The sequence below is a fragment of the Oxynema mangrovii CENA135 genome, assembly GCF_016632315.1.
Taxonomy (GTDB): domain Bacteria; phylum Cyanobacteriota; class Cyanobacteriia; order Cyanobacteriales; family Laspinemataceae; genus Oxynema; species Oxynema aestuarii.
The window spans coordinates 936,796-953,459 of record NZ_JAEOXH010000002.1 but is presented as its reverse complement, the minus strand read 5'-3'; the positions used below and the strand labels follow the sequence as shown (position 1 = coordinate 953,459).

19 protein-coding genes are annotated in these 16,664 nt (G+C 46.7%); 15 read left to right on the top strand and 4 right to left on the bottom strand.

All coding sequences use genetic code 11. From position 1 onward, the window contains the following. The first annotated feature begins 45 nt into the window (after positions 1 to 45). The 4 genes from JJD41_RS17810 (at position 46) to JJD41_RS17795 (ending at position 3,425) form a co-directional block, all read left to right on the top strand. Positions 46 to 672, top strand: a complete 627-nt coding sequence (locus tag JJD41_RS17810; protein ID WP_200668849.1) for a Tll0287-like domain-containing protein — start codon at positions 46 to 48, stop codon at positions 670 to 672. Between the two features lie 167 nt (positions 673 to 839). After that, positions 840 to 1,133, top strand: a complete 294-nt coding sequence (locus tag JJD41_RS17805) for a (2Fe-2S) ferredoxin domain-containing protein (protein WP_200668848.1) — start codon at positions 840 to 842, stop codon at positions 1,131 to 1,133. 90 nt (positions 1,134 to 1,223) lie between these two features. Continuing rightward, positions 1,224 to 2,423 carry a hypothetical protein gene (locus JJD41_RS17800; RefSeq protein ID WP_200668847.1) on the top strand — a complete coding sequence of 400 codons (1,200 nt, stop codon included), beginning with the start codon at positions 1,224 to 1,226 and terminating at the stop codon, positions 2,421 to 2,423. 156 nt (positions 2,424 to 2,579) lie between these two features. Next, positions 2,580 to 3,425, top strand: coding sequence for a mechanosensitive ion channel family protein (locus JJD41_RS17795; protein WP_200668846.1), 846 nt, complete (start codon positions 2,580 to 2,582; stop codon positions 3,423 to 3,425). A 122-nt stretch (positions 3,426 to 3,547) separates the two neighbouring features. Here JJD41_RS17795 and ftsH read toward each other — a convergent pair whose 3' ends face one another. From ftsH to JJD41_RS17780, 3 genes are all read right to left on the bottom strand, one after another. Beyond that, positions 3,548 to 5,398 carry an ATP-dependent zinc metalloprotease FtsH gene (ftsH, locus tag JJD41_RS17790; protein WP_234488990.1) on the bottom strand — a complete coding sequence of 617 codons (1,851 nt, stop codon included), beginning with the start codon at positions 5,396 to 5,398 and terminating at the stop codon, positions 3,548 to 3,550. A gap of 582 nt (positions 5,399 to 5,980) precedes the next feature. After that, entirely contained in the window at positions 5,981 to 7,369 is a 1,389-nt protein-coding gene (locus JJD41_RS17785) for an NB-ARC domain-containing protein (RefSeq protein WP_200668844.1), read from the bottom strand. A gap of 47 nt (positions 7,370 to 7,416) precedes the next feature. Further along, positions 7,417 to 7,563 carry a hypothetical protein gene (locus tag JJD41_RS17780; RefSeq protein WP_200668843.1) on the bottom strand — a complete coding sequence of 49 codons (147 nt, stop codon included), beginning with the start codon at positions 7,561 to 7,563 and terminating at the stop codon, positions 7,417 to 7,419. Between the two features lie 61 nt (positions 7,564 to 7,624). On the opposite strand from JJD41_RS17780, the gene JJD41_RS24960 reads away from it, so the two are divergent. The 8 genes from JJD41_RS24960 to truB all read left to right on the top strand — a co-directional run bounded on the left by JJD41_RS24960 (position 7,625) and on the right by truB (position 12,467). After that, the gene (locus JJD41_RS24960; RefSeq protein WP_234488898.1) at positions 7,625 to 8,275 is read left to right on the top strand and encodes a GTPase family protein; all 651 of its coding nucleotides are present in this window, start codon (positions 7,625 to 7,627) and stop codon (positions 8,273 to 8,275) included. A gap of 6 nt (positions 8,276 to 8,281) precedes the next feature. Continuing rightward, the gene (locus tag JJD41_RS24955; protein WP_234488897.1) at positions 8,282 to 9,145 is read left to right on the top strand and encodes a GTPase family protein; all 864 of its coding nucleotides are present in this window, start codon (positions 8,282 to 8,284) and stop codon (positions 9,143 to 9,145) included. A gap of 53 nt (positions 9,146 to 9,198) precedes the next feature. Continuing rightward, a complete protein-coding gene (locus tag JJD41_RS17770; RefSeq protein WP_200668842.1) occupies positions 9,199 to 9,402 on the top strand; it encodes a hypothetical protein in 204 nt (67 codons plus the stop codon). Between the two features lie 227 nt (positions 9,403 to 9,629). Then, positions 9,630 to 9,992: a DUF6972 family protein gene (locus tag JJD41_RS17765; protein ID WP_200668841.1), complete on the top strand. Its 363-nt coding sequence runs from the start codon at positions 9,630 to 9,632 to the stop codon at positions 9,990 to 9,992. Continuing rightward, positions 9,952 to 10,245, top strand: coding sequence for a hypothetical protein (locus tag JJD41_RS17760; RefSeq protein WP_200668840.1), 294 nt, complete (start codon positions 9,952 to 9,954; stop codon positions 10,243 to 10,245). The genes JJD41_RS17765 and JJD41_RS17760 overlap by 41 nt, the downstream gene beginning before the upstream one ends. Positions 10,246 to 10,497: 252 nt before the next feature. Continuing rightward, complete coding sequence (locus tag JJD41_RS25930) at positions 10,498 to 10,689, top strand: IS1/IS1595 family N-terminal zinc-binding domain-containing protein (protein ID WP_459543068.1); 192 nt, start codon at positions 10,498 to 10,500, stop codon at positions 10,687 to 10,689. Positions 10,690 to 10,984: 295 nt separating this feature from the next. Next, entirely contained in the window at positions 10,985 to 11,104 is a 120-nt protein-coding gene (locus JJD41_RS25775) for an IS1 family transposase (RefSeq protein WP_200669253.1), read from the top strand. A gap of 463 nt (positions 11,105 to 11,567) precedes the next feature. Further along, a complete protein-coding gene (gene truB, locus JJD41_RS17750; RefSeq protein WP_200668839.1) occupies positions 11,568 to 12,467 on the top strand; it encodes a tRNA pseudouridine(55) synthase TruB in 900 nt (299 codons plus the stop codon). Positions 12,468 to 12,754: 287 nt separating this feature from the next. Here truB and JJD41_RS17745 read toward each other — a convergent pair whose 3' ends face one another. Then, on the bottom strand, positions 12,755 to 13,789 hold the full coding sequence (locus tag JJD41_RS17745) for a mechanosensitive ion channel family protein (protein WP_200668838.1): 1,035 nt from the start codon (positions 13,787 to 13,789) through the stop codon (positions 12,755 to 12,757). Between the two features lie 346 nt (positions 13,790 to 14,135). Here JJD41_RS17745 and JJD41_RS17740 point away from each other — a divergent pair, with 346 nt between their 5' ends. From JJD41_RS17740 to JJD41_RS17730, 3 genes are all read left to right on the top strand, one after another. Further along, positions 14,136 to 14,276: a ribbon-helix-helix protein, CopG family gene (locus JJD41_RS17740; protein WP_200668837.1), complete on the top strand. Its 141-nt coding sequence runs from the start codon at positions 14,136 to 14,138 to the stop codon at positions 14,274 to 14,276. A 131-nt stretch (positions 14,277 to 14,407) separates the two neighbouring features. After that, complete coding sequence (locus tag JJD41_RS17735) at positions 14,408 to 16,336, top strand: S9 family peptidase (RefSeq protein ID WP_200668836.1); 1,929 nt, start codon at positions 14,408 to 14,410, stop codon at positions 16,334 to 16,336. A gap of 67 nt (positions 16,337 to 16,403) precedes the next feature. Continuing rightward, positions 16,404 to 16,595: a PspC domain-containing protein gene (locus JJD41_RS17730; RefSeq protein WP_234488895.1), complete on the top strand. Its 192-nt coding sequence runs from the start codon at positions 16,404 to 16,406 to the stop codon at positions 16,593 to 16,595. Positions 16,596 to 16,664: the final 69 nt, after the last annotated feature.

The window sequence follows — 16,664 nt, the reverse complement described above, 5'->3', positions numbered from 1 at the left end:
ACCCCATTGACCGTGATTTTGTAGCAAAGTTCAAAACCCTTTATTATGTGGCATTCTAATTTTTCCAAACTTTCCAAACTTTCCAAACTATTTATCAGTCTGTGTTTGGCTCTTTTTCTCCTCGGTTGGCATCCTCAAAGCGCCAACGCGCAAACCAATCCCCAGGAGTTAGCCAAAGCCGTTCGCGAAATCGAATATCTCGACTCGATGCGATCGGAGTTGGCGGCGACCATCGACCCCGACACCGAACCGACGATGCAAACGATGAAAGAAGTTTGCAAACCTGTCGGGATGCGAGCGCAAGAATTAGCTAAAGAAAACAACTGGCAAGTCAAACAAATTGCCAAAAAATATCGCAATCCCGCTCATGCGCCCGACGGAATGAAAGCCGAAGTCGCCCTCAATAAATTTGACCTCGATTCCGATTTAGTCGGTTTCTGGGATCGCGAAACGATCGACGGTCGCGAAGGAACCCGTTATTATCGCCGGATTAATGTAGAAGCGAGTTGTTTAGCCTGTCACGGCGCTAAAAACGATCGCCCTCAATTTGTCAAAGATAACTATCCCAACGATTTAGCCTATAATTTCAACCCTGGCGATTTACGCGGGATGTATTCGGTTTTTATTCCCGACGTGCGCGAAGCCATCGACGCGGCGATCGCCCCTCAATAGGGAACGGCGATCGTTAGTTTTAGCTTAAATTAATCCAAGAGGCGGCCCGAGAGGCTGCCTTTTGTGCTTTAATCCCTTAACACTTCACCCGGCGTCTCCGGTCGATCGCCGGATAAGTTTTATAATTTAACCATCCAAAATCTAAACTCTAAACTCTAAAGTTTCCCATGAGCTTTACTCCGATAAAAAAACAAGTATTCGTTTGCCAAAATCGCTGCTGTCGCCAGTACGGGAGCGATCGCGTCCTCGCCGCTTTTCAACGAGATCCGGTAGAAGGAGTCACCATTAAAACATGCGGTTGTACCGGACATTGTGGTAACGGTCCGATGGTTCTCGTCGAACCCGATGGGATTTGGTATTGGCGAGTGCATCCCGATGAAGTCCCGACCATTATCGAGCGACATCTTCGCGGCGGTCAACCTGTTAAAGGAATGTTATATCCTAAAATTCATCACGTTTAAATTTCCCACGTTAAATCGAATTTAATTATTTATTTTAGTATCAATTTAAACCTTAAATCAGGGGCGATCGCTTCGGGGAGAAAGAGCATTTTGGTACTGGACACTATTAAATTTTGGTATCGCAATACACAGGCAAAATCGCAAGACTGGTTAACGAATCCCGAAGGCAATGGATCGGGAAAGCCAACGCAAAATTTGCCTGTCGATATTACCCGGCAACTACAGCGCAAAACCGAAGAACTGCCGACGGCGATCGCCCATCAAAAAGCGTTAAAAGATGCATTTAGCAAAGCTTTTGAAAATTGGCGCAGCGATCCCGAAGCCCCGAATAGCCTAGTGGTTCTCGGCAGCCCCACGGATCGCCTTCCCCTGCTTTTTTGCGAAACTATCGCAACCAAAATCGAGCGCCAGTGGACCCACGAGCGATCGCTCGATTGGGAAAGAAGACCCTCCGATTATGCGAGTTTAAGCGTGCAGTTAAAACAGGCGATCGGTGAGACTCAGATCGGTTTTTCTGACGAGGGATCGACCGATATCTTAGAAAAACGGCAAAGCTTGGTGATTGTCCCTCAATTAGAATGGTGTTTTGTGCGGTGTATTGAAGGATTAGAAGCGATCGAATTACTCCGGGAAATGATTTTTACGGATTCTTCTCGATTTTGGTTGATCGGGTGCAATCGGTGGTCTTGGCAATATTTTGATTATGTTTCTAAACTCAGTGCATATTTAGGCGATCGCCTCTCCTTACCCGGCTTAAATGCCGAGGAATTAAAAGCTTGGCTCGATCCGATTTTAAATCCTCTAAACTTTGAATTTTCTGAAGAATTTGATGAAGAAAAAATCGATAAGTTTTGGCAGCAATATTTTAGCTATCTAGCTCATCTTTCCTCGGGAATTCCCAGTGTAGCTGCCGATTTATGGTGGCGATCGCTCGTTTGTCCGCAACCGTCGGAAGACGAGGAGGAAAAATCGGAAGCGATCGCAGAATCATCGCTCAAAACGATAAAAATTATTCCTAAAATACCCAAACTTCCCGATTTACCGAGTTTACTCCCCGAAGATCGCTACTTGCTGTATTCTTTATTACTTCACGGAGGCATGAGTTTATCTCATTTAGCCTTAAGTTTAGGAGAAAGTGAAACGACCGTGCAAGCGAGAGTACATTTTTTGTGGTTGGCGGATGCGATCGAACGTCAAAAAGATTTTCTCTGGGTCAATCCCGCTTATTATCCAAAATTACGAGATATTTTGGAGAGTAATAACTTTTTAGTTGGTAAGGATAAGGTTTGATTTTAGTCTGTTCGATCTTAACAGTGAGTTTTTGTGATTAGGTAAAAATCAGATATATTTTAAAATAATTTCCAATTCTAGAAAATATTGTTTTCTTTTCTCGTAATATTTATCTTCATTCTTCCCTTTTGACTGTTGCCTCTATTTATATTTCCAATGAAAACCCTATTTTTACTCCAAAGTAACGGAAATTCAAGTCAAGCAACGGGACTTGAATCGCTCACCGAAATCACGCTTTATAAAATCGCGATCGCCATCGTCATTGTCGCCGCAACTTACGGTATATTGTGGGCGAATGAAAAACTAATTGACTGGATATCGGAAAAAGTCCCCAGTCGTTTTCGCTTGGCTTTCAAGCAGTCCTTACCCTTTTGCCGTGCAGTGATTATTTTAATAGCGGGTTTAACCCTCATTCGTTTATTTGTTCGCTTGTCGGCGAATAATTTATTAGCGCTGACCGGAACAACTGCCGTGGCGTTAGGCTTTGCATTTAAAGATTATGCCAGTTCTTTAATTGCCGGATTTATTGCTTTATTTGAAGGGCCGTATCGAGTGGGCGATCGCGTGGCAATTGGCGAGCATTATGGGGAAATTGTCAGTTATGGATTGCGTGGGTTTCGTTTAAAAACCCCTGACGATAATTTAGTGACGATTCCCCACAATAAAATCTGGACCGATCCGATTTCCAATGCGAATGCGGGGGAGTTAGAAGCGCAAGCGGTTACCCATTTTTACTTGGCGCATGGGGTTGACGTGGAATTGGTGATGAAAATTCTCTATCAAGCCGCTTATACGAGCAAATACACGCAATTAAAATTACCGATTGTCGTGATTTTGTCAGAAAAGCCCTGGGGAAGTCATTTTCAGGTCAAATCTTATCCGATGGATGCTAGAGATGAGTTTATCTATCAAACGGATCTGATCCAACGGGCGAAACACACTTTTGGCAAATATGGGATCGAGTATCCATCGGTTTGGAGTGATTGGAGCGATCGCCCTTGAGGAGAAAAAGACCTGAAATCAACTTGTAAATCAATATATGGGAAAACAAATGAAGACGACGGACGTCAATCGCGCCCGTCGTCTTAAATCGTTCGGTGACCGATCGAGTTATCTTTTAGTTATCATTTAACGTCGCCGACGAGTTGTTTTTCCGGTAATTCCGTGTATTGGGCGACAATTTCACGGAAGCGATCGCCTTCGATGGTTTCTTCATCGATGAGTAAATCGACCAAGCGATCCATCAACTCGCGATGTTGACCGAGAATGTGATGGGCTTTTTCATAGCAATGGACGGCGATCGCGCGGACTTGGCGGTCAATTTTGGTCGCTAATTCTTCCGAACATTCCGATTTCGACATGAAATCGCGACCTAAAAAGACTTCGTTATTCTCATTTTCCAACGCTACCGGACCGAGATCGGACATTCCGTAACGGGTGACCATTTCCCGCGCCAACTCACTGACCACCCGCAGGTCATTACTGGCGCCGATGGTCACTTCCGAATCGCCGAAGACCACATCTTCCGACGCCCTCCCGCCGAGGGTAATTGTAATCCGATCCATCAACCAGGCGCGGGTATACAAGCCGCTATCGATCATTTCTTCGTCAAACCGTTGTTGGGCGAAACCGCCGACCCCGCCGGAACGGGGAATGATCGTCACTTTGTTTAAAGGGTCGGAATGTTCGAGTAAGGTCATCAGCAAGGCGTGACCGACTTCGTGATAAGCGATCAGGCGTTTTTTCTTGCTGTCGAGTAAGGGAGTCAGGCGCAAACCGACGGTGACGCGATCGATGGCGTCTTCAATTTCCAACTCGCCGATCGCCTCTTTATGGCGTCGCGCCGTTAAAATTGCCGCCTCGTTGAGCAAGTTCGCCAAATCGGCGCCAGAAAACCCGGGGGTCCGACGGGCGATCCGTTCGATCGAAACGTCGGAGGCGAGCTTTTTGTTGCGCGCGTGAACTTTGAGAATACCCAAGCGACCGTTATAACTGGGTAAATCGACAGTCACCTGGCGATCGAAACGACCGGGACGCAATAAGGCGCGATCGAGGACATCCGGGCGGTTGGTCGCGGCGATAATAATAATTCCGGTATTGCCCTCGAACCCGTCCATTTCCGTGAGTAATTGGTTGAGGGTTTGTTCCCGTTCGTCGTTTCCGCCGCCAATTCCGGCGCCCCGTTGGCGACCGACGGCATCGATTTCGTCGATAAAGACGATACACGGGGCATTTTCTTTGGCTTTTTTAAATAAATCCCGGACGCGGGAGGCGCCGACGCCGACGAACATTTCCACGAATTCGGAACCGGAGATGCTGAAAAAGGGGACTCCGGCTTCTCCGGAAATGGCTTTGGCGAGTAAGGTTTTCCCGGTTCCCGGCGGACCGATGAGCAAGACGCCTTTGGGAATTTTGGCGCCGACGGCGGTAAAGCGTTCGGGTTTTTTGAGGAAGCTGACGACTTCTTGCAGTTCTTCTTTGGCTTCTTCGATTCCGGCGACGTCGTCGAAAAGGACTCCGGTTTTGGCTTCCATTTGAAAGCGGGCGCGGGATTTGCCGAAGTTCATCGCTTGATTTCCCGCTTGGGACGATCGCCGCAAAATGGTCATCAAACCGCCGATCAGGAGCAGAATGAGGAGTAAATGGGCGACGATACTGAAAGCCATCGTGCGATCGGCGGACGGTTGGACGTCGAAGGCGATGATTTCGCCGCCTTGACGGTTTTGTTGGTGGATTTTTTGAAATAATTCCGGGTAGCGATCGAACAGAAGAACTTGTTTTTCACCTTTGACGCCTTTGAGTTCGACGGTGGCGATCCGTTGTTCGGGATCGATCGCCACGCTTTCGACTTCGTTGGCTTCAATTTTTTCTAAAAGTTGGCTGTAACTGAGGTTTTCGCTTTTATTTTGGGCGATCGCCGCCCCCCCAGATAAGGCGCCTTGGGCGATCGCGACGGAGGCGACGACGGTTAACATGCGTCGGGCGAATTCAAGGGTCAGGGGCGATCGTACCCGACCCCGCGATTTCCCTTTCGGGGGACTCCCTGTAGTGTTGAGTCTCGAACGACCTCGATCGCGCACCCCACGTTTATCGGCTTTGAGCATTTCCCACTCGATCCATTGTTTCCAAACACCTTTCATAGTCGATTGCCTTTGAGCTGCTGCCTCGGAGCGATCGCTCAGTGCCTGCTGGCTCGAACCTCTGGCAGTCCTTGAATAGAACGTCTTCACCCTATAGTGTAACGCCGTAGACCCAAACTGGCTTTTGCTCGGCTGTGGTCTCTCTTGCATCGCTTTGGATGGCTTCTCGGGATCGTTGACCCGCTTTCTCGATTGGGGCGCGACGGGCGATCGGCTGTCGGCGCACAGACTTGTGTGAGATTAAGCAATGAGTATTAAATAAAAAACTGATAGCTATGTATATAGTGTACCTATTTGCCTAGTGGCGATCGTGCAGTTGGACTCTCTCCCAGTGATGGGGGGATTCAGTTCAAGTCACCTGCGTGTGGGGGCGCTAAAAACACAGTTTCTGGGTAGATTGCAGAAAAATTTATTAACTTATTGATGTTTCACATACTCTTTAAATAAAGCTGGAACCGCCAACAACAACTCCCCATTATCATCGCAGACTTTTTCGATTAAACCCCGTTTTCGCAAAGACTGGATCGCCGTCAAAAAATCTACATCCCGTAGGAGCCGTTCGCGAACCGCCCCTACTTCGGGTTTAGCAAAAATATCGGCGGCTTCTTGGTTGGCCAACCATTGAATGACTATTTTTTCAGATGCGGATAAGCGTTGATAATATTCTTGTAATATCGGTTCTAAGTCTCCCAAGCATAAACTGGGATAAGATAACAAGCGATCGACGCTGCCATTAAATAAGTCTTCAATAGTAGTCGCAAGAATATTCAACCAGGACGGGTTGCCCCCATAGAGTCGGATCAATTCTCCCCATTTCTCTTCATCTTTCAATCCTTTATTGATTAATATTTCTGCCGCATCTTCTGACAAACCGCCCAGTTGTAAGCTCCGGCAATGGCGGTTTTCTCCTTCTAAAGTAGCAACTTCTGTGGGCTTTTCCCAACTCAGTAAGAGAAAGCAACTGTTATGAGGCGATCGCGCGATCTCTTTTAAGAATTTCCCATAACTTGCAGCTTCTGGCAGATAAGTTCCTGCAAATTCCCCAGAAGCAAACAGTTCTTGAAAATCGTCGAGAATAATCAGACAGCGATTTAAACGTAAATACTCGATGAGGGATGATGATTTAGTTTCTTGATTTTGAGAAAAAAACTGGATTAAGTTTATTTTTAGAGAATTCAGGGCAAAACTGTTGTTGCAGTTGCGCCAGACAATATAGTCAAACTTATCTTTAATGTTTTCGACCAGTTCTCTAGCCAGGGTTGTTTTGCCCATTCCCGGCAATCCAAAAATATTAACAATGCGGATTTTTTCGTCAATACTCCACTGTTTCAACAGGTTGATTTCTGCCGTGCGATTGTGGAAATGTTCCAGTTCCGGGGCTTCGGTTAAATCGTGGCGTTGTTCTGGTTGTTTGCTGGTAGAGGTAGAGGGGGAGATGGGCGATCGGGTTTTTGCCGCTTTTTTGGCTTTTGGATAATGGCAAATTTCACTACAAAAATTTATGTTACTCAGAATTTGCAAATCAGAACCAAAATTGGAAATATGGGAAAATTCTATTCTTTCTAATGTGGATTTAAAATTTCTTTTTTTGACCTCTTCCCCTAACACATCCGACAATAACTTCCATAATTCCGCAGCGACTCTTTTAGTATGGTCTTTAGTGCAGTGATAATCTTCGGCGATTTGCTTGTAACTTTGATTCTCTAAAGTTCCTTCTAAGATAGTGCGTTGCAGTGAGTCAAGACGCTTTCCTGTTTTAGCAAAAACCCGATCGTCCGTCCATTCGATCGCTTCCTGAATCTCCATAAGTGTTAGACAAGGTAATCTAGTAGTTAAGATTTGACGTTACTTTATCATACTAAATACAACTTTTGCCACCAAATGTCACTTTTTGTCACCAAGCAGGAAGCCAAAAGCTGGAAAAACTCCCCACCAAATGCCACCGCGTCGAGGGTGACAGGAGACCAATGAGCTGTCAAAATATTAAATTGGACAGTCATTGTATTATCTGTCTACCTCTCTTCTGAAAGAAAGAAGGCATCATTAATTACTAATTGTCTTATGATTCAGAAAATCCTCAGATACTTACCCTCATCTCAAAAAGATGCACTAACAATTTTATTTTTTGGTAAAACTGGGGTTGGCAAAAGTAGCACTCTCAATGCTTTGTTTGGGCTAAACTGGGCTACCGATAATGCTGTAGCTTGTACGAAAAAGCCTCAATTTGTCGATTTAGATACCTCTCCTGACTCGAATTGTCCCTATAAAAAAATACGGGTTGTAGATCTGCCGGGAATAGGAGAGAGTTTGAATGACGATAAAAAATATATGGCTTACTACAAAAAATGGATTCCTAAAGCTGATTCTTTAGTCTGGGTGACTCAAGCAGATACAAGAGCTTACAAACGGGATGAAATATTTTTGAAAAAGTTAAAGCCATTATTTAAGTCCTCTTTATACTTCATAGTGGCTTTAAATAAAATCGATTGTCTGGGAGTTTATGAAGGGGAACATCCATTTAATATTGACAATAGAGAACCTTCAGAATCTCAAATCAGGCTAATCCCCGAGAAAATCGATGATGTTTACGGTATTTTTCAAGGAGCAATTAATGGAAAAGTTATTTTTGAGAAAAAGCAGGTAGTACCTTATACATCTGTTTATGGGTGGGGACTAGAACACCTGAAAATAAAAGTATTGTCAAGGAGTTGAAATATTATGTTGGAATTTTTGAAGCGACCATTCAGCTTATTTTCTGAGAAACAAACTAGCAAATCACCGTTGAGACTCGTCATTGGCTTAAATCAAGTTGATAAAATGACTCCCAACGGGTGGGACAAGCGCTTAAATAGTCCCACCAAGGAGGCAGAAAAGCAAATCGAACGTCGTTGCCAGGATATTATTAAAAAATTGGGTCGAACTACAGAAATATCTGAAGCCAACATCGAATATTACTCAGCGCTTAAGCGTTATCGTTTGATTCGTTTGCTGACTAAGATTATCCAAAATGCTTATGCTGGGTTCAAGCTGGGTAATGTTCAGCCTGCCGATCCATTTAAATTAGCAGATCCAGAAGTTCAAGCTTTTGTAGAGCAAGAACGTCAAAAGAGAGTAAATAGTGTGGCGGCAGTAGGTGATGCTAACAGTCAAGCTTTAGAAGATATAAAAACGCTGATTCCAGAAGAAGACTTTCAGCTAATACTGGAAAAGTTTAAACAGGAAACTGAGTTACCACCCAAAGTAGCAGTGATTGGAAAATCTGGGGTTGGTAAAACAACCACGATTAACAATCTTTTTAACGCTCAGTTAAAAACAAGTCCCACCACCGTGGGCACAACTGAGGCACAAATTAAAGAATTTACTCTGGCAACAGGTGGCACTTTGACGGTGATTGATTTGCCTGGATATGGACGCAGTGAAGCCGAAGATCGAGAGTATGACAAAATTTATCAGCAGCTCATCCCATCTTGCGATTTAATTTTCCTCGTCATCCAAGCAGATACACGAGATTTTGCTGACGATATCGAGATGATTAACAAGATTACAACATGGCTGAAAAATCATTTGGTTCCTCAAAGATGACAAAAACTCCTAAGTTTATTTCACTGTAAATTTATATTCTGAAAGAGGTAGACATGGCTTTAACAGAAGAAGAAGAACAAAAAGTACGCGAATTATTACAGCGAGAAGGCGTTGAACAGCGAAGGGTTATTCTGAAAAGCAAAGAAAACTTTAAAGAATGGTTAAAAGAAGTAGCTTATTATCTGTTAGAAAGGCTTACAGAAGCAGCAATTGACATACTCCTACGTATTCTTCTTGACATGTTAATCATAAAATAATTTTACAAATGCTTGGCTATTCTGCTTTCTTGTATATAGAAAAAGGCGATCGCTCCTTTGCCAAGCTCCCTCCCAACAAACCAGATTTCTATCACGAAAATGCTGGGATGACAGAGATTTTCCATAGAAACCCGGTCTGTGGCTGTTGAATTTAAAGCAACCGCTCTTTGATTTTCAGAGAGGCGATCGCTTTATGTTATGGTTGGACGGGTTGTTAAAAAAATAATATGAGTGGTATCGAGCGAGAAATCTACCTGGAAAACCGAACCAGTCTGATTAACAAGCATCTCCCTGCCACCGAAAAATCACAAAAGGAACTGGAAACAGAAGGGATCGTCTATTTATTTAATAATCGCCGAACAATGGAGCAAGTTGCAGAGGAAATTAAGCAAAGAGGAGAGAGAACCGGAGCAGAGGATTTAGAAGATAAATACGAACGCTATGGATTATTTTTTACCGAGCCAATCGGTTATATTCTAAAATTAGATGGTTCGCAAATTCCTCTCCACTATGGGGAAATAAAAATCAAAAAGACCACAGGTAAGTATCATGTCATCCCTCGCACCAAACCGCGTAGAACAAAACCCTGAAAATATAACAAATCCGCTCGCTAATCAAGCATCAGAACCAGAATGGGAGTTTGCGGAAATCTGGGTCGATCCTTGGCTCTCCCCACCCTATATTCTGATGTTGGTAAAAGAACGCTCGGGTAAATTCTCGATTCAAAATCCCGCACAAAACTATAAATCTATCTTTACCAGCGATACTTACGAAGAGAGCCAAATGTGGCTACTAGAGGATGAATACGAGCGAGTTACAGGTCGCTTTTGCCAACCAGAGTAACAGAAAAGGGATCGTTTTCCTATTGTTTGAAAGGCGATCGCTCCTTTGCCAAGCTCCCGCCCAATAAACCAGGTTTCTATCACGAAAATAGTGGGATGACAGAGATTTTCCATAGAACCCTGGTTTCTGGCTGTTGATTTTAAAGCGATCGCCCTTTTCTTCCCAAAGGGCGATCGCTTTATGTTATGGTTAGACGGTTTGACATTGCACAGATATAGTATGGTGAAAGGAGAAGTTTAGCTTAGATGTTTTATCTTCTGTCCTGATTGCCAATCCCGGAATATTAATAAAATGGGAAAAAGAGGAAAGCAAAATCATATTTGTAAGGATTCTGGGCGTCAATTTATAGATGTTTATTCCGAACGGTGTCACTCAGAAAAGATCGAACGGTGTTGCTTACATCTCTATGTTGAAGGAAATGGGTTTAGACGGATAGCTGTCTAAGTGAAGTGAGTCATAACACAGTAATTCAGTAATTAAGTGGGTAAAAGCTGCCGCGAGTAATCCAACTTCTGAATCGGACGATCGAGCAATTTCCGAAGAAGCGTAGATTGATGAATTGGAAGGTGGGTAAAAAAACAAAATCTAACGGTGGATCGTCATAAATAACAGTAAACTTGACATTTTATGGGAAATAAGGGTTCGTTCTTGAGCCACATTTAAGCCTTTATGGATTCTTATTTCCGGTTAATATTGCTTTTGTTATGTCACGGATGGTTACCCCGTTAATCCAAAATTCATTGACGATATCGATCGCGTTGTTAACCAACAGTATATGACTCGGGTAGAAGGAAAAAATACTAGACTGCGACATAACTTAGCTCGTCTCCATCGGAAAAATGTTACTCAAAATCAGTAGAAAGGTTAATATTTTCCGATCGATTGGTCGTTGACTAGCTCAAAGATAAAAATTTCCCCATACCTTCTTAAGGCATACTGAATTTGTGCAACGCCATTTTTTCGATCGCCTCTCTTAAACAGTTAGCTCTCAACGAGCATCTTTTAATCTTTTTGACCTATTTATTGATAGGTTTGACTTGGAGCCGACTTTAAATCTCAAATTAAATCTTATCCCAACTCCCCAAAATTCCTATCGTGCAGTTCTCTTGCATCCTAAATTAGTCCGGATTATTGTAGCAGAATTTCTGCGCGATCGCCGCTTGTCTCAAGGGCAGTCTCACCCAATAGCCGCGCCAATAGGGGTGCCAATCCGGGGAAAAGCGGCAACGGCAATCAACCCGCCACCGTTCTCGGTTCGGACGGGCGATCGCGCGCTGCTAAGGCGGCGTATGATAGCAAAGAGCAGTTAGAATCGCGGTATCGTGCAAGGATTCGTCAATTTAAACAAGCCTGCTGGCATGACCTCTCACGATTGTGTCGCCCGGATTCGGCGCCTGTTGCGAACCAAGCGCGTCGGACATGGCGGCACCTTAGACCCTGCCGCCACGGGGGTTTTACCGATCGCCGTCGGTAAAGCCACCCGCTTGTTGCCGTACCTCCCCACGGGGAAAGCCTATCGCGGCACCGTGCGCTTTGGGGTGACCACCGCCACCGACGACCTCGAAGGAACCGTCATCAGCCAAAACCCGGTTCCAACCCTGACCCGAGACGCGGTGGAGGCGGTATTGGGGCGCTTCGTCGGGGCGATCGAACAAATCCCACCGGCTTATAGTGCGATACAAGTTAACGGCAAGCGCCTGTATCAACTCGCTCGCGCCGGGGAAGCGGTGGAGGTTCCGTCGCGGCAAGTCGAGATTTACCGGATCGCGCTGTCCGACTGGCGCGGCGGGGACTATCCCGAAGCCGTCCTCGAGATCGAATGCGGCCCGGGAACCTACATCCGGGCGATCGCCCGCGATTTAGGGGAGATTTTGGCAACCGGGGGAACCTTGGCTGCTCTCACGCGTACCCAAAGTTGTGGTTTTGCCCTCCCGGATAGCGTCACCTTCGAGGAGATAGAAACCGCGTGCGATCGTGGCACATTTACCCCGATCGCCCCGGAAAAAGCCCTCGCTCATTTATCTAAAGTCTCCCTTTCCCCCGAATTTGCCCGCCGTTGGTGCCAAGGTCAGCGCGTCCCCCTACCCCCCGCAAGCGTCAATTGCCCCCCCCCGGTATGCGTCGATCGCGACGATGGGGAATTTCTCGGAATTGCGGAAATTACTGAAACCGAAGGCGATCGCCGTCTCGTCCCCAAAATGGTATTTTTACCCGAGGGTTAATCGGTGAGGGGTCGAACCCCTTATGCTGCGTGACCTTCCCGCGATCGCCCGATCGAATCACCCAATTGGGTGAGGTGCGATCGCTGGCATCAGCGATACATTAAAAATGTCCTTGAGAAGTGAGACTCCCCCTCAACCGAGATTGGCACCCCCCAAGATGTCTCCGCTTGTTATTAAGCGATGGTTGAGAACGCTTACCCCGGCGATTCGTCTCCTCTCGGGGACTTTTTTTTTGGGAACCCAGAAGTCCGTAGGGTGGTTAAATTTTAGATTTTAGATTTTAGATCTTAGATTGGATCTTGCGGATAAACGGGACGAATGGGAAAGGGAATTTCAATCCCTTCTTCCTGATAACGTTTGTGCAGGCGTTTGATAAATTCGTGGCGCGTAATCAGATGATCGAAATACTTTTTTGCGCCGAAATAAACTGTAAAATTAATACTGAAATAACCGAAAGTATGAAAACGGAGGAAGGGTTCAAACTCCGGTACGCCACCGACGACCTCCCGCATCACTTCTTCCGCCACCGAGAGGGTCACTTTTTCGACTTTTTCCAGATCGCTACCGTAAGCGACCCCAACTTCCACGAGGACGATAATTTCTCGTTCGGGAAGCGAATAATTTTTAAACGTTGCCGAAACTAACTGGGCGTTAGGAACGACAATTAAATTATTAGGAATTTCGCGAATTGTCGTATGTCTCCAGGTGACATCGGTCACGTAGCCTTCCTCGCCCGTTTCCAGTTTGACATAATCCCCGGGATTGACTTTGCGGGACATAATAATATTCAATCCCGAAAATAGATTAGATAACGTGGTTTGTAATGCCAAACCGATCGAAATACCGCCGACCCCTAACGCGGTCAGTAAAGGTGTAATCGAGATTCCAATCGATTGCAGAATAATTAAACTTCCGATGGTAAAAATAACCAATCGGGTCAGATTGACGAATAACGACGTTAAAGGAAGATCGCTATCGGAAGTCTGACTGTAGACGCGCACAAAACCGATACAAAGCCGAGAAATAACTAAAGTCAGCGCCCCTAAAATAATCGTGAGGATAATTCTCGATAAAAATAAGCGAATTTCGGGGCTGAGTTGACTGGCGATCAACGCCGTGTAAATCCCGGCGGTAAAAAAGATGACGAAGGGAATTCCGTGTAGGGAATCGATAAAGGTTTGATAGCGAGCGTAGTCGCGAACTTGAGGGATCGATTTTAGTTTTTGGATCAGGCGTTTTTCAATAATTAATCCAGCAATTAAGCCGGATAAAATTAAAAATAAGGGGACGAGGAATTTAATGAGGGTACTGGCTTCGATCATCGGATTCGTGAGGTTGTAGAAGGGGGCGATCGCCGAAGGTTAACAAAACAAATAATAGTCTGGAAAAAACAGAGTAAGATTTTAGAGTTTTGTCCGTCCAGCTAACAAGTACAAAGGAGCGATATTTCAAACAGTAAATCGACTGAATTTGACAAAAGATGCACGACATCGAGAGAAAACGGTAGATCCAGAATCCTGTAAGGGAGTTGGCGCGATCGCCTGACGCGACCTCCAGACTCAAAGGACGGGGCGATCGCCCCCGAACGTACACGCGATTGCAGGTCAAGGGAAGCTTAGCCTATACTTGAGGATAATCTGTAAGTTTATTTGTCAACACAAAAATAAAATGGCTAGAGACGAACTTTTACAAATTCGATTGACAGCCCAAGAAAAAGAGCGATTGCAAGCAGAAGCAGACCGTCGGGGCGTTTCCATGTCTGAGGTCATCCGCGATTACATCAAACGACTGCCCAAACAAAAATCCTAGGAATTTATTCTTACCTTCCCCGCTTTTAAAAAAATCCTCAAATGGCTATTTTTTAATCGAGGAAAGCTTTTTTATGTCAGATTTTTTTAACCTCGAACACCCTTACTCGTAGTTTTTAGGAGACCGAAAGCATGACCCGACGGCAAATCCAAGCCTATGGCAGTTGGAAATCCCCGATTTCCTCCGATCTTATTATTGCGGGAACGGTGGGCATCGGACAACTGGCCCTCGATGGCGAGACGGTCTATTGGTTGGAAATGCGACCGACCGAAGGCGGACGGTACGCGATCGCCCGGCGCCGTCCCGACGGCAAAACCGAAGACGTCACCCCACCGGAATTCAACGTCCGCACGCGCGTTCATGAATATGGGGGCGGCGCCTATCTCGTCGCCGAAGAGACGGTCTACTTTGTCAACTTCAGCGACCAACGGCTTTATCGCCAGGACCCCGGAGGAGACCCGGAAGCGATGACCCCGGACGACGGTCGCCGCTATGCCGATTTCGACCTTGACCGACCCCGACAGCGCTTAATCGCGGTCCGGGAAGACCACAGCAGCGCCGGAGAACCCGTCAACACGATCGCCGCCATCCCCCTCGACGGTCGAAGTAGCACGCAAGTCCTCGTCGCCGGGGACGACTTCTATTCCTCTCCCCGCCTGAGTCCCGACGGTTCCCAATTGTGCTGGTTGAGTTGGAATCACCCAGATATGCCGTGGGATGCTACGGAATTGTGGGTGGCATCTCTGGACGCCGACGGCAACCTCGGCGACAGCCAACGGGTGGCAGGCGGTCATGACGAGTCGATCTTTCAACCGCAATGGTCCGAGGACGGTCAGCTCTATTTCGTCGGCGATCGCTCGGGATGGTGGAATTTATATACCTGGAACGGACAAAAAGTGCGAGCAATCTGCCCGCAAACCGCAGAATTCGGCTTACCCCACTGGGTATTCGGGATGTCCACTTACGGCTTGATTTCCCCGGAGGCGATCGCGTGCAGTTACAGCCGCGAAGGCTTATCGCACTTAGGCCGCTTGAATGTCAAAACTGGCGAATTGCAAGAGATTCAAACCCCTTACACCTCCATTGCGTCCCTACAAGTCCAAGGCAACCGCGCCGTGTTTATTGGCGGGTCCGCCAGCGAACCCACCGCAGTCGTCCAACTGGATTTAGACACCGGAACCTACAAAATTCTGCGCCAGTCCACCACCTTAGACTTCGATCGTGCCTACCTGTCCACCCCGAAACCGATCGCCTTTCCGACCACCGAAGGCGCCACCGCTTACGGCATCTTCTACCCGCCGCAAAATCCCGACTACGAAGCCCCCGAGGGCGAATTACCCCCCTTGTTGGTCAAAAGCCACGGCGGACCGACGGCTTCGGCAAGCAGCACCCTCAGTTTGGGGATTCAATATTGGACCTCGCGCGGTTTTGCGGTCCTCGATGTCAACTATCGCGGCAGTACGGGCTACGGACGGGATTATCGCTTGCAACTGCACGGCCATTGGGGCATTTACGACGTGGACGACTGCGCCAACGGGGCGAAATATTTGGCCGATCGCGGCCTCGTCGATGGCGATCGTCTGGCGATTTCCGGGGGCAGCGCCGGAGGCTATACCACATTGTGCGCCCTCACGTTTCGAGATACCTTCAAGGCGGGAGCCAGCCACTACGGCGTCAGCGATTTGGAAGCCCTAGCGAAAGATACCCATAAATTCGAGTCTCGCTATCTGGATAAATTAATCGGTCCGTATCCCGATCGCCGGGACTTGTACGAGCAGCGATCGCCGATTCATCACTGCGATCGCCTCTCGTGTCCGGTCATTTTCTTCCAAGGACTCGAAGATAAAATCGTCCCGCCCAATCAAGCTGAAACCATGCTCGAAGTCCTGCGCGGTAAAGGTTTACCCGTCGCTTACGTCGCCTTTGAAGGGGAACAACACGGCTTTCGCCGGGGCGAAAATATCAAACGCGCCCTCGATGGCGAGTTTTATTTTTACGCCCGGGTGTTCGGGTTCGATCCGGCGGACGCGATCGAACCCGTGGCGATCGAAAATCTATAATTTGTGTTGCGATCGCCAATCTCGTGCGAGAGTTTGGTTAACCTGAACAAGAGAGTATTCGATCCCAATGATGAACAGCAAACGACTTTATCGCAGCCAACGTAACAAACAAATTGCCGGAGTCTGTAGTGGAGTGGCGCAATATTTCGGCATCGATCCGACCGTCGTCCGGTTGGCGTTTGTCCTGTTGGCGTTAATGGGCGGACCGGGACTGGTGTTATACCTGATTATGTGGGTGCTGATTCCCCTCGAACCGTAAACCCAAAGGGGATAAGTTACCCTCGACTTATTCCCTTTTCACACTTAATCTCAGCGATGGTTTCAGGGG

Coding starts and splice junctions, on each gene's coding strand:
- JJD41_RS17810 (WP_200668849.1), top strand. CDS start 46: ATGTGGCATTCTAATTTTTCCAAACTTTCCAAACTTTCCAAACTATTT.
- JJD41_RS17805 (WP_200668848.1), top strand. CDS start 840: ATGAGCTTTACTCCGATAAAAAAACAAGTATTCGTTTGCCAAAATCGC.
- JJD41_RS17795 (WP_200668846.1), top strand. CDS start 2,580: ATGAAAACCCTATTTTTACTCCAAAGTAACGGAAATTCAAGTCAAGCA.
- ftsH (WP_234488990.1), bottom strand. CDS start 5,398: ATGTTAACCGTCGTCGCCTCCGTCGCGATCGCCCAAGGCGCCTTATCT.
- JJD41_RS17785 (WP_200668844.1), bottom strand. CDS start 7,369: ATGGAGATTCAGGAAGCGATCGAATGGACGGACGATCGGGTTTTTGCT.
- JJD41_RS17780 (WP_200668843.1), bottom strand. CDS start 7,563: ATGACTGTCCAATTTAATATTTTGACAGCTCATTGGTCTCCTGTCACC.
- JJD41_RS24960 (WP_234488898.1), top strand. CDS start 7,625: ATGATTCAGAAAATCCTCAGATACTTACCCTCATCTCAAAAAGATGCA.
- JJD41_RS24955 (WP_234488897.1), top strand. CDS start 8,282: ATGTTGGAATTTTTGAAGCGACCATTCAGCTTATTTTCTGAGAAACAA.
- JJD41_RS17770 (WP_200668842.1), top strand. CDS start 9,199: ATGGCTTTAACAGAAGAAGAAGAACAAAAAGTACGCGAATTATTACAG.
- JJD41_RS17765 (WP_200668841.1), top strand. CDS start 9,630: ATGAGTGGTATCGAGCGAGAAATCTACCTGGAAAACCGAACCAGTCTG.
- JJD41_RS17760 (WP_200668840.1), top strand. CDS start 9,952: ATGTCATCCCTCGCACCAAACCGCGTAGAACAAAACCCTGAAAATATA.
- JJD41_RS17745 (WP_200668838.1), bottom strand. CDS start 13,789: ATGATCGAAGCCAGTACCCTCATTAAATTCCTCGTCCCCTTATTTTTA.
- JJD41_RS17740 (WP_200668837.1), top strand. CDS start 14,136: ATGGCTAGAGACGAACTTTTACAAATTCGATTGACAGCCCAAGAAAAA.
- JJD41_RS17735 (WP_200668836.1), top strand. CDS start 14,408: ATGACCCGACGGCAAATCCAAGCCTATGGCAGTTGGAAATCCCCGATT.
- JJD41_RS17730 (WP_234488895.1), top strand. CDS start 16,404: ATGATGAACAGCAAACGACTTTATCGCAGCCAACGTAACAAACAAATT.